Origin of the sequence: Providencia sp. R33, from assembly GCF_019343475.1 — a bacterium.
Classification (GTDB): Bacteria; Pseudomonadota; Gammaproteobacteria; order Enterobacterales; family Enterobacteriaceae; genus Providencia.
This window is the reverse complement of the sequence record NZ_CP072453.1, coordinates 872,273-884,618: the sequence shown is the minus strand read 5'-3', so window position 1 is coordinate 884,618 and position 12,346 is coordinate 872,273. Positions and strand designations below refer to the sequence as shown.

Sequence of the window (12,346 nt, the reverse complement as noted above, 5' to 3'; positions counted from 1 at the left end):
GGTTTAGTTTTTCTAAATTCAAGTTGAGTTTATATGGTTTTATTTTCTTCATTAAAAAACCAATAATCAAAAGGTGATCTCAATACTATCCAGATAATAATCAGAAGGCAATTATGCTTGAACTTTATACCGATAGCTCCCCAAATGGATTTAAGGTGACTATAGCATTAGAAGAGCTAAACCTAGCTTATCACCTTAACCATATACAGATTTCCCGAGGGGATCATCAACAGCCTGCTTTTTTGCAGCTTAATCCTCATGGCCGTATCCCTGTCCTTCACGACCCAAAAGAGGACATTACCTTATTTGAGTCTGCGGCTATCTTACTGTACCTCGCAGAGAAAACAGGCAAACTTTTACCTAACTCCCCTAAACAAAAATGGGAAGCCATCAAATGGCTGCAATTTCATTCCGCTAGCCTTGGCCCGATTATTGGCCAGTGGGTCAATTTCGCAATTTTCGATAAATCAGCCAAACCCGAGGTGGTTGAACGCTATTTCACGATGACACACAAAGCACTCACGGTATTAGACCTACAGCTACAAAATAATCCCTTTATTGCAGGAAATAGCTACACAATTGCTGATATTGCTAACTTTGCTTGGCTACATATTGCGGAGGTGATTGACTTCGATTTTAGCCAACATATCTATTTATCTGAGTGGTACCACCGTATTGCTGCCAGACCTGAAGTTAGAAAAGGCATTACGCTCCCAGCCCCTGCAACTGAAGCTTAAAATAGGAAACTCCTGTGAATACAACGGCTTTTTTACCGAAAAACAAAGCACTACCTTCTACTTCATTTGCTAACCATGTGGGTTACCGCCGAATGTTCGCCCCTGATAAGCTGACATTGGGCGTCTTTCTTCCCTTACGCTTTTACCAAGGGGATGAACAAGTATTAAAAGGGCAAATAGAATTAATTGAATACATTGACCAAAAGAATTTTGCTGCGGTCTGGGTACGAGACATTCCCCTATTCGACCCCATGTTTGGTGATGCAGGGCAACTTTTTGACCCACTCACTTATTTATCGTTTATTGCCGCCAGAACAAAGCAGGTTGCACTCGTCACAGGTAGCTCTATTTTTTCACTGCGTCATCCAATTGATTTGGCCAAAGCTGCCACCACTATCGACCAACTTTCTGGTAACCGGTTGGTAATGGGAATAGCATCTGGAGATAGAGCCATTGAATACCCAGCTTATGGGATAGACTACGATCAACGTGCGGCACGTTTTGCTCAGTCGATTGATTATTTTCGCCAACTGATGCAACACGGCTCTCTGGAAATTCAGTCACCTTTAGGAACAATAAGCCGTGCAGAATTATTACCTAAACCAGTTGCAGGGCAAATTCCCTTAATTGTGACAGGCGCATCTGGCCAATCCAAACAATGGATAGCGGATTACGCTGATGGCTGGCTATCTTATCCTGAAGCAACAAGTCACTCTGAAGGGGCAATCCGATTAGGGCAGAAAATTGCGACATGGCGCTCTCTCATTCCAAACAACGATTTCCGCCCACACATGACGAACGATTGGATTGACCTCGTGGATGACCCGAACTACCCAAGAACGCCGTTATGTGGAGGATTTACCCTGCGTACTGGTCGCCACGGTTTAATCCAATTGCTTGAAGAATGGCAGGCCGCAGGGGTAAACCATGCCGCTTTGGGTATTCAATATTCAAAGCGCCCAGTGGCGGAGGTTCTACAAGAACTGGCCGAAGATATTTTACCGCACTTCCCAAGCCACACAACGGTGGAAGGAAAATCGGTAGATTGGTAGCTATTTTTGATGGATAAGACCTTGATGGTTTACTTGTTAAGGCGTTTTAATGGCTTTACTAGCCCTTCTAACCCTTCTATTTTTAGTCCAAGGGCCATTTCCATTAATTGTCCAAGACGCCCCGGCGGGAATTCTCCTTTTTTATAAAACCAAAGAAGATATTCCTCAGGTAAATCAATCAAAATGCAGCCTTTGTATTTCCCGAATGGCATATAGGTATTTGCCATATCGATAAGATCTTGCTTTTCCATTCTTGCTCCCATAAAAAAACGGCGTCCTAATGAACGCCGTTCTTAATTTAACACTTTTTTGCGAATTACAATACTAACCCGACAACCGCAGCGGATAAGAAGCTGACTAAGGTTGAACCGTACAGTAATTTCAGGCCAAAACGCGCCACTGTGTTACCTTGTTTTTCATCTAACCCTTTGATAGCACCAGCGATGATACCAATTGAAGAGAAGTTAGCGAAAGAAACTAAGAACACAGACAAGATACCAACAGAACGCTCAGATAAGCCACCAGCGATAGCTTGCAGGCCATCCATTGCAACGAATTCATTCGTTACCATTTTAACAGCCATGATCCCACCCACTTGCAGCGCTTCATCCGCTGGGATACCTAAGATCCAAGCAAATGGATAAAACACATAGCCCAGCATAGTTTGGAAATCGATACCAAAAATAGCCGAGAAAATACCGTTAATCATTGCAATCAAGGCAATGAAACCAATCAGCATTGCAGAAACGATAATCGCAACTTTAAAACCAGCAAGAATGTATTCACCTAACATTTCAAAGAAGCTTTGGCCTTCATGCAGGTTGCTCATTTGAATGTCTTCTTCACCTTCTGGTGGGTACGGGTTGATTAAAGACAGCACCACGAACGTACCAAACATGTTCAGCACTAATGCGGCAACCACAAAACGAGGCTCCAGCATTGTCATGTAGGCACCCACGATTGACATGGATACCGTTGACATAGCGGTAGCCGCCATGGTGTACATTCTACGCTCAGACATGCGGTTAAGCTGGTCTTTATAAGCGATAAAGTTTTCAGACTGACCCAGTAACAATGAGCTAACTGCGTTGAAAGATTCCAGTTTACCCATTCCGTTAACTTTAGATAACACGGTACCGATGATACGAATAACAATCGGTAGGATTTTAATGTGCTGTAAAATCCCGATTAACGCAGAAATAAAGATGATTGGGCACAGAACTTGTAAGAAGAAGAACGCTAAATTCCCTTCAATCATGCCGCCGAAGATAAATTTGGTCCCTTCTGCTGCGTAACCCAACAAGTGCGTAAATACCCCAGCAACACCCAGAACAAAGGATTCACCAATATTTGATTTTAAGAACAGGTACGCTAATGCAATTTGGATAACAAGCAGTTGAACAACATAGCGAGGACGGATCCCCCTACGGTTACTACTTGCTAAAATGGCAAGAGCAGCGATTACTACTAAAGATAAAACGAAATGCAGGATCGAGGTCATGTGCGACTCCAACAAATTTAAGAATCAGTCTATGTGCATATTCTATGTAATAGGTAACATTTAAATGAGACTAACGTCACATTAATATGAAAACTAACTAGGTGTATTTTGCAAAAAGCAGAAGGGGATCACGTTTCAAGCAGAGGAAAAGGGACAGATGACCTTTTTTGCACAGAAATTTAATTAAAAATTTAGTTTAGGTCTTACAACAAACTATCAGTGACTTAGTCACCTCACCTCAGTGAGATAACTAAGCCAAATAGAATATAGTTCACTATTTAATATTCAGCAAACGAATCAACTCATCTTCATCAATAACCTGAATACCTAACTCATTCGCTTTTGCTAATTTCGAACCGGCCGCTTCACCCGCAATCACCATATCCGTTTTCTTCGAAACACTCCCTGCGACTTTTGCACCTAAAGCTACTAGCTTATCTTTCGCTTCATCACGGGTTAAAATACTCATCGAGCCCGTTAATACCACCGTTTTACCGGCGAATGGGCTATCGATTTCTGCACGATTAACCACTTTCACTTCAGGCCAATGGATATTCGCTTTGGTGATTAAATCGTTAATAACCACTTGGTTATGCGCTTCGTGAAAGAAATTTACCACATGTTTAGCAACCACATGGCCGATATCTTGTACCGTTTTTAAAGACTCTTCATCTGCTGCCATGACTGCATCTAATGTTGCGTAGTGCGCCGCCAAGTTAGCGGCTGTCGCTTCACCAACTTCACGGATCCCTAATGCATAAATAAAGCGGGCTAACGTGGTTTGTTTAGACTTTTCGAGTGCATCAATCAGCTTTTGTGCAGATTTTGGCCCCATTCTATCCAACCCGGTTAACTTGCCTGCACTTAATTGGTAAAGGTCGGCTGGTGTTTGCACATATTCTTTTTCGACCAGCTGGTCGATAATTTTATCGCCCATGCCATCCACATCCATGGCACGACGAGACACAAAGTGTTTGAGTGCCTCTTTACGCTGCGCGCCACAAATTAACCCACCAGTACAACGGGCAACGGCTTCACCTTCAATGCGCTCAATGTCTGAGCCACAAACAGGGCAATGCGTTGGGAAGACAATTTCACGGCTATCTGCGGGGCGTTTATCCGCAACCACACTGACAATTTGTGGGATAACATCCCCCGCACGACGAATAATCACCGTATCACCAATATGCACACCAAGACGGTCTATTTCATCTGCGTTATGCAATGTCGCATTACTGACAATAACGCCCGCCACTTGAACAGGCTCCAGACGTGCAACGGGGGTAATCGCCCCTGTACGCCCAACTTGGAACTCCACATCTTTCAATAACGTAATTTGCTCTTGTGCGGGGAATTTGAAAGCCGTAGCCCAACGCGGTGCGCGGGAAACAAAACCCAATTCTTCTTGGATTGCAATTGAATTAACTTTAATCACCACACCATCGATATCAAACCCTAATTCAGGGCGAACTTGTTCAATTTGGTGATAAAAATCGAGTACGGCTTGGTGGCCTTGACGCAGCTGTACATAGTCACTAACAGGTAGACCCCACGCTTTAAACTGCTGCAAGCGATCATAATGTGTGTCTGGTAACGTACCGCCTTCAATCAACCCAACCCCATAGCAATAGAATGTCAGTGGCCTTTTCGCTGTGATGCGAGGGTCAAGCTGGCGCAAAGAGCCCGCAGCGGCATTGCGTGGGTTAGCAAAAACTTTACCATCAGTACGACGCGCTTCTTCATTTAGCGCTTCAAACCCTTTTTGTGGCATAAAAACTTCACCACGAATTTCCACACGTGCAGGGATATTATCCCCCGTTAAACGCAGCGGGATCGCACGGATAGTACGCACATTCGCAGTAATATTTTCGCCAACGGTGCCGTCTCCACGAGTTGCGGCTTGTACAAGTTCGCCATTTTCATATAACAAACTTACCGCCAAACCATCAAGTTTCAATTCACAACAAAATGTGAGTTCATCGTGGTTTTTTAAGCGATCTCTAACACGTTTATCAAAAGCTAAGTAACTCTCTTCATCAAAAACGTTATCCAAAGACAGCATCGGAATTTCATGGCGCACCGTTTCAAATGCGGACAAAGGTGCGGCACCGACACGCTGAGTTGGTGAATCGCTGGTGATAAGCTCTGGATTCGCTTCTTCTAGCGCCTTCAAACGCTGCATCAGTTTATCATATTCCGCATCAGGAATTTCAGGAGCATCAAGTACGTGATATTGGTATTCGTGATGGCGTAACTGTTTTTTTAGTTCTTCGATTTCGTTTTTGGTAGTCATGATCCACTCGTAAAGATAAAAACCCCCAATCAAGGGCTAGCGCCACAAGAAAGCAGGCATATTGAAAGTCAGGTTATTGATTTTCTGGCTCGGTGATAAAATTAGTTAATGTGGGTTTTTACCGTAAGTTCAACACCCAGCGCTTTCATCACGGCTAACGTGGATTTTAACGTAGGGTTGCCATCTTCACTAAATGAACGATATAACTGCTCACGGGAAAGCCCCGTTTCTGCCGCGATTAGGCTCATACCCTTGGCTCTGGCCACAATGCCTAACGCTTTTGCAATGTACGCTGAATCCCCTGTTTCGATTGCGTCAGCCATAAAAAATGCAATCTCGTCATCATCAACCAACGCAAGTGCGGGATCATAGGTTGTTAAATTACTCATCATTGTTTTCCTCCAAAATCCACTTCTTAGCGAGTGTTTTGGCTAATGTAATGTCCCGTGATTGTGAGCTTTTGTCACCACCACAAAGGAGCAAAATTATCGTATTACCACGCTGTTGAAAATAAACGCGATAACCAGGGCCATGGTGAATTCGTAATTCACTGATCCCCTCACCAACTGGCGTTGCATCCCCTGCTAACCCATTTGCTAAACGAAAGAGACGCATCGCGATAATGGTCTTAGCTCTTTTATCTTTTAGCTTAGATTCCCATAAACGGAATGCTTCTGTTTGTTTAAGTTCTTTCATATCCTCGATTGTAGTTTAAAAACTACACTCTGTAAAGATAACCAATTTCACGTCATTCAACTTGTGCCAACCATGGCACAAAGCCATACACATGCGCCTCGATCTTCATCCGTGGCAATCTATGTTTTATGAATAATGCAGATATTTTACGTTTGATTCGAAACCTGATCCGTATTGGCATCGTGACCGCCGTTGATGCCCAAAAAGGCCGTCGTGTGCAAATTGGAAGCCTAGAAACGGACTGGCTAAATTGGATCACCTTACGCGCTACGGTAAGTAGAGCCCCTTATAACAAGGGGCTCATGCTTAGGTGGATTACATCGTGGAGGTGATGTCGATACTGCTATACATATCCTTATGTAAAACAGTTAGTTAAAACCAATAAAAACCCCCAATCAAGGGGGCTTTGTAAACGCTTATTTAATTTAGTGTATTTCTAATCCGCGCATGATACACCTCTATTTTTTGCGGTGTCATCATCTTACGCTCATCATCTAGCACCACTCCGCCTGCATCAGATGCAATGCGCTGTGCTGCTTGTAACATCAGTTTAAAGTTTTGGCTCGCATCACCGTAGGATGGCACCATCATAAACATGGAAATACCCGGTGTAGAGAAATCCGCCATGGTTTCAGGGTCAAAAGAACCCGGTTTTACCATATTCGCTAAACTAAACAAAACAGGCCCAGTACCTGACGGGTTTACGTGACGGTGGAAAATTTTCATTTCACCGTATTGGAAGCCCGCTTGAAGAATACTTTGCAGTAATACTTCGCCCTGCAATTCTTGCCCCTGAAGCGCTGCTACATGAAGTACCAGGACTGTCTCCTTGCTATTTGTTGCAGCAGAATTTTCCTGTGGCTCAGTTTTCGTCTCAGTGTGCGGCGGCGTCTGTTCATGATGTATCGGTTGTGTCTCTTCTTGTAAATTGTGCGTGTCAATATGGGGTTCCGACGCATTATGGTGCACCGGTTGAGTACGTATTTCAGGCTCAGTAACAACTTCATCATTCATATTGATGGTGAGTTGTTCTGGTACATGCGGCGCTTTAACATGTTGAACAACAGGCTCATCATGAACAGGCTGTTCTGGCGTAGCACTCATTTTGATTTCAGGTTCAATAGACTGCGATGGCTGTATATTGGGTTCAACTTGAGACTCATTTTTTACCGGATATACAGGCTCAGTCGCAGCGGGTTGAACAGGCACCTGCTGTGTTGATTGATTTTCAGTAAATAATGTAGAATCATCATAATCCGATGAGTTCTCCTGCGTATCATTTTTTCTACGTTTTACAGGTCTGTCGCGAAATAACTTTGATCGCTCTTTACGGCTGGTCCATAAACCATGCAGTAATAAAGCGACAATCGCTATCGCACCTACGACCACTAATATTAGACGCAAATCCTGCATCGCTGCTATCTCTAGTTGATGAATGAAAGTGCCATCACGGCGGAAACTACCTTAAGATTATTTCTCAATTGCTCTAAGTGCAACCCTCAGAACGATTTTCTTACAAGAAAGAGAATATTCCGCTTTCGTTTGCTGCTTTTTTAAGCGAATAATGGCTAGTCAGCCTAAATTCATATCTATATGATACAAGGTCAACCGAAAAGGAGAGAACGAGAAGTATGACCCAATCGACATTTTCGCCACAAAAAGACCACTCCGGATTTTATTATTTTACACAAGGATGGCGACTAGTTACACGTCCTGGTATTAAACGTTTTGTGATTTTGCCCCTATTAGCAAACATTCTTTTCTTAGGAGGCGCATTTTGGTGGTTATACACTAAGCTTGGTGGCTGGATTGACCAAGTGATGAGCTATGTTCCTGATTGGTTACAATGGCTTAATTATCTTATTTGGCCTGTTGCTTTGATTTCTATTTTATTGGTGTTCACGTATTTTTTTAGCACCATTGCCAATATTATCGCTGCGCCATTTAATGGTTGGTTATCTGAAAAGCTCGAAGCAGAACTCACGGGTAAACCAGCTCCAGACGGTGGCATAGCTGATTTATTAAAAGATGTTCCGCGGATGATCAAGCGTGAATTTGTCCGTATAGGTTACTATTTACCGAGGGCTATTGGCTTATTAATCTTATTTTTGATACCCGGTATTGGCCAAACCGTTGCACCCATCTTATGGTTCCTATTTGGTGCATGGATGATGTCAATCCAGTATTGCGATTACCCTTTTGATAACCACCGTGTCGGTTTTAGTGAAATGAAACAAGCCCTTGCTAAAGATCGCACGAAAAATATTCAATTTGGTGGTGTGGTCAGCTTGCTGATGATGGTGCCGTTTATCAACTTAGTTATCATGCCTGTTGCAGTGTGTGGCGCAACATTAATGTGGGTTGACCGCTACCGTAGCCGTTACGCACGTTATTAACCCCTTTCCTTGCGCAGGTTTAACCACCTGCGCAGTTACCTATTTTCTTACACTATTCTGCCTTATTATCCATTCTTTAGAACTATTGGATCTAAAATAGCCTTTTGTTATAAGCTTAGACCTAAATCATATTTGCATTAATTTCTTCTTCACGTATGTTGAATCCATACCCTATTTTATAGTGAACGCCGAAGACTATTTATTGGCTAACCGATTTTTTAAGGATATCCCATGAGCAAAATTTATGAAGATAATTCGTTGACTATTGGCCACACCCCACTTGTTCGTTTAAAGCATTTTGGTAATGGCAATATTTTGGCAAAAGTGGAGTCTCGTAACCCAAGTTTCAGTGTTAAGTGCCGTATTGGTGCAAACATGATTTGGGATGCTGAGAAAAAAGGTATCCTGAATAAAGACAAAGAATTAGTCGAGCCAACTAGTGGTAACACAGGGATTGCGCTTGCTTATGTGGCAGCGGCAAGAGGTTATAAACTCACACTCACCATGCCTGAAACGATGAGTATCGAGCGCCGTAAGCTATTAAAAGCATTAGGAGCTAACCTCGTGCTGACCGAAGGCGCTAAAGGGATGAAAGGCGCGATTGCGAAAGCAGAAGAAATCGTTAATAGCAACCCGAAAAAATACCTCCTGCTGCAACAGTTTAATAACCCAGCTAACCCTGAGATCCATGAAAAAACCACAGGCCCAGAAATCTGGGAAGATACTGACGGTAATGTCGATGTCATCGTTGCAGGTGTCGGCACAGGCGGTACGATTACAGGGATTGCACGTTACCTGAAAAAGACCAAAGGTAAAGATGTGGCCATCATTGCCGTTGAACCTGAAACCTCCCCTGTGATTACTCAAGCATTAGCAGGTGAAGAAATCAAACCAGGCCCACACAAGATTCAAGGTATTGGAGCAGGTTTTATCCCAGGTAACTTAGACCTCGCCCTGCTAGATAAAGTCATTCAAATCAGTGATGACGAAGCGATTAAAACAGCACGTGAGTTAATGGAAAAAGAAGGTATTTTAGCCGGGATTTCTTCGGGAGCAGCGATTGCTGCGGCCACAAAAATTGCCGCTGACCCTGCTTACAAAGGCAAAAATATTGTGGTGATTTTACCGTCTTCTGGTGAGCGTTATCTCTCTACCGCGTTGTTCGCGGATATTTCCGCTGAGTAGCATACTTTCGTTACATAATCGTTAAAAAAGCACCTCAACGGTGCTTTTTTTGTGGCACGGATCAAAGTTTAGCATGGATAGAGGTGATTTCTAATCTGGGGTTTAGTATTAAACATAGTAATTATTTTGCACCTCGAAATTAATCAAATTTTAGTCAAATGAACATACCTATTAAAATGTTTTTCGGCTAACCTATATAATCACGATTTTGAGGGTAAAACGTAAAAAGGGTTGATACCGCACAAAGTAGGAAACCTTTTTACGCGTTAATAATCTAACTTATACGCAAACCTAGCCGATTTCATCTACAATAGGCTGGGTAATTAAAAAAACTAAAGTTATTGAGGAAATACTATGTTCCAGCAAGAAGTCACTATTACAGCACCAAACGGTTTACATACTCGTCCTGCAGCGCAATTTGTGAAAGAAGCAAAAGCATTCACTTCTGATATTTCTTTGATTTCTGGCGGCAAATCCGCTAGCGCGAAAAGCCTGTTCAAGTTACAAACTTTAGGTTTAACGCAAGGTACTGTTGTGACCATCTCCGCAGAAGGCGAAGATGAAAAAGAAGCCGTTGAATATTTAGTTAAACTGATGGGCGAATTGGAATAATTTCGCACGCAAGAGAACGCGTTTAATCGATTTCATTCTCCGTCCCTGAATGATTTCATTCGGGGATATTTGCATAATCAATAAAACGCACTGCAGTCTCTGCAACATCAGAACTCCCAGCACTAACCGCAGTAAGGTAATATTATGATTTCAGGAATTTTAGTATCCCCAGGTTTTGCTTTTGGTCAGGCTTTGATCCTCAAAGAAGATCCTATCGTTGTTAGCACAAAAAAAATCTCAGACGATCAGGTCGAAAAAGAAATTCAACGCTTCATTGAGGGGCGAAATAAATCTGCCGAACAACTCAGCCTAATTAAAGAAAAAGCTGAAAAAAATCTTGGTGCCGAAAAAGCTGAGATTTTTGAAGGTCATATCATGCTGCTGGAAGACGAAGAACTTGAGCAAGAAATTGTCTCTTTAATCAAAGGCGATAAAAAAACAGCTGATGCTGCGGCCTATTCTGTGATTGAAGACCAAGCCCAAGCACTTGAAGCGCTTGATGATGAGTACCTCAAAGAACGTGCTGCTGACGTACGTGACATCGGTAAACGCTTATTAAAGAATATCTTAAATATTCCTATTGTAGATTTAAGCGCTATCAACCAAGAAGTTATTTTAGTTGCCGCTGACTTAACCCCATCAGAAACCGCGCAATTAAACTTAGATAAAGTCTTAGGTTTTATCACTGATTTAGGTGGCCGTACCTCCCATACGTCCATCATGGCTCGCTCATTAGAATTACCAGCAATTGTTGGGACTAGCGATGCCACCAGCAAAATTAAAAATGGCGATTTCATTGTCCTAGATGGTGTAAATAACACCATTCACTTGAACCCATCAGATGCGGAAATTGATAAACTCAAAGCATTCCGCGATGACTATCTGCAAGAAAAAGAAGAACTGGCTAAATTAAAAGATTTACCCGCCATTACTTTAGATGGTCATCAGGTTGAAGTTTGTGCCAATATTGGGACTGTGCGCGATGTCGCAGGTGCCGAACGTAATGGCGCTGAAGGCGTGGGCCTCTATCGCACCGAGTTCTTATTTATGGATAGAGACGCCTTCCCTACCGAAGAAGAACAATTCCAAGCATACAAAGCGGTTGCCGAAGCAATGGGTAGCCAAGCCGTTATCGTCCGTACCATGGACATTGGTGGCGATAAAGACCTGCCTTATATGAATTTACCGAAAGAAGAGAACCCATTCCTCGGCTGGCGTGCAATTCGTATTTGTCTTGATCGCAAAGAAATCTTACACTCACAATTAAGAGCTATTTTACGGGCGTCAAATTTTGGTAAACTGCGTATTATGTTCCCAATGGTTATTTCCGTTGAAGAAGTTCGTGAACTAAAAGCAGAGCTAGAAATGCTAAAAGCTCAGTTACGTGAAGAAGGTAAAGCCTTTGACGAAACAATTGAAGTCGGTGTGATGGTAGAAACCCCAGCCGCCGCTGTAATTGCTCGCCATTTGGCTAAAGAAGTTGATTTCTTTAGTATTGGGACGAACGATCTCACTCAATACACTTTAGCGGTTGACCGTGGTAATGAACTGATTTCTCACCTTTATAACCCGATGTCACCAGCTGTTCTCAACCTAATTAAACAAGTGATCGATGCATCACATGCGGAAGGTAAATGGACAGGTATGTGTGGCGAGTTAGCAGGTGATGAACGTGCAACCTTATTGCTACTTGGCATGGGGCTGGATGAATTTAGTATGAGCGCAATTTCAATTCCGCGTATCAAAAAATTAATTCGCAATGCGAACTTTGCTGATACCCAAGCTTTGGCTGAACAAGCACTTGCTCAACCAACAGCGGATGAATTGATGAAACTTGTAGATACCTTTATCCAAGAAAAAACGTTATGCTAAGA

At 42.8% G+C, this 12,346-nt stretch carries 13 protein-coding genes; 7 read left to right on the top strand and 6 right to left on the bottom strand.

All coding sequences use genetic code 11. From position 1 onward, the window contains the following. Positions 1-113 precede the first annotated feature (113 nt). The gene (locus tag J6836_RS04090; RefSeq protein ID WP_219247080.1) at positions 114-737 is read left to right on the top strand and encodes a glutathione S-transferase family protein; all 624 of its coding nucleotides are present in this window, start codon (positions 114-116) and stop codon (positions 735-737) included. A 14-nt stretch (positions 738-751) separates the two neighbouring features. After that, on the top strand, positions 752-1,789 hold the full coding sequence (locus J6836_RS04085) for an LLM class oxidoreductase (protein WP_255586318.1): 1,038 nt from the start codon (positions 752-754) through the stop codon (positions 1,787-1,789). 29 nt (positions 1,790-1,818) lie between these two features. Here the strand turns inward: J6836_RS04085 and J6836_RS04080 are convergent, their stop codons facing one another. The 5 genes from J6836_RS04080 to J6836_RS04060 form a co-directional block, all read right to left on the bottom strand. Then, positions 1,819-2,040 (bottom strand): DUF3820 family protein, encoded by a 222-nt coding sequence (locus J6836_RS04080; protein WP_219247078.1) that lies wholly within the window; start codon positions 2,038-2,040, stop codon positions 1,819-1,821. Between the two features lie 65 nt (positions 2,041-2,105). After that, positions 2,106-3,290, bottom strand: a complete 1,185-nt coding sequence (locus J6836_RS04075) for a NupC/NupG family nucleoside CNT transporter (protein WP_219247077.1) — start codon at positions 3,288-3,290, stop codon at positions 2,106-2,108. 274 nt (positions 3,291-3,564) lie between these two features. Next, positions 3,565-5,583: an NAD-dependent DNA ligase LigA gene (gene ligA / locus J6836_RS04070; RefSeq protein WP_219247075.1), complete on the bottom strand. Its 2,019-nt coding sequence runs from the start codon at positions 5,581-5,583 to the stop codon at positions 3,565-3,567. A gap of 101 nt (positions 5,584-5,684) precedes the next feature. After that, the gene (locus J6836_RS04065; protein WP_219249363.1) at positions 5,685-5,972 is read right to left on the bottom strand and encodes an addiction module antidote protein; all 288 of its coding nucleotides are present in this window, start codon (positions 5,970-5,972) and stop codon (positions 5,685-5,687) included. Beyond that, entirely contained in the window at positions 5,965-6,279 is a 315-nt protein-coding gene (locus tag J6836_RS04060; protein WP_219247072.1) for a type II toxin-antitoxin system RelE/ParE family toxin, read from the bottom strand. Before J6836_RS04060 ends, J6836_RS04065 begins: the two co-directional genes overlap by 8 nt. 128 nt (positions 6,280-6,407) lie before the next feature. Between J6836_RS04060 and J6836_RS04055 the strand changes: the two genes are divergently transcribed. Continuing rightward, positions 6,408-6,611 carry a hypothetical protein gene (locus tag J6836_RS04055; RefSeq protein WP_219247070.1) on the top strand — a complete coding sequence of 68 codons (204 nt, stop codon included), beginning with the start codon at positions 6,408-6,410 and terminating at the stop codon, positions 6,609-6,611. 88 nt (positions 6,612-6,699) lie between these two features. Here the strand turns inward: J6836_RS04055 and zipA are convergent, their stop codons facing one another. Beyond that, positions 6,700-7,692 (bottom strand): cell division protein ZipA, encoded by a 993-nt coding sequence (gene zipA, locus J6836_RS04050; protein ID WP_219247068.1) that lies wholly within the window; start codon positions 7,690-7,692, stop codon positions 6,700-6,702. Between the two features lie 218 nt (positions 7,693-7,910). On the opposite strand from zipA, the gene cysZ reads away from it, so the two are divergent. The 4 genes from cysZ (at position 7,911) to ptsI (ending at position 12,344) form a co-directional block, all read left to right on the top strand. Next, entirely contained in the window at positions 7,911-8,675 is a 765-nt protein-coding gene (gene cysZ / locus J6836_RS04045) for a sulfate transporter CysZ (RefSeq protein WP_219247066.1), read from the top strand. Positions 8,676-8,906: 231 nt separating this feature from the next. Beyond that, positions 8,907-9,860, top strand: a complete 954-nt coding sequence (gene cysK / locus J6836_RS04040; RefSeq protein WP_219247063.1) for a cysteine synthase A — start codon at positions 8,907-8,909, stop codon at positions 9,858-9,860. 354 nt (positions 9,861-10,214) lie between these two features. Beyond that, on the top strand, positions 10,215-10,472 hold the full coding sequence (gene ptsH, locus J6836_RS04035; RefSeq protein ID WP_047756382.1) for a phosphocarrier protein Hpr: 258 nt from the start codon (positions 10,215-10,217) through the stop codon (positions 10,470-10,472). A 144-nt stretch (positions 10,473-10,616) separates the two neighbouring features. Next, the gene (gene ptsI / locus J6836_RS04030; RefSeq protein WP_219247061.1) at positions 10,617-12,344 is read left to right on the top strand and encodes a phosphoenolpyruvate-protein phosphotransferase PtsI; all 1,728 of its coding nucleotides are present in this window, start codon (positions 10,617-10,619) and stop codon (positions 12,342-12,344) included. Positions 12,345-12,346: the final 2 nt, after the last annotated feature.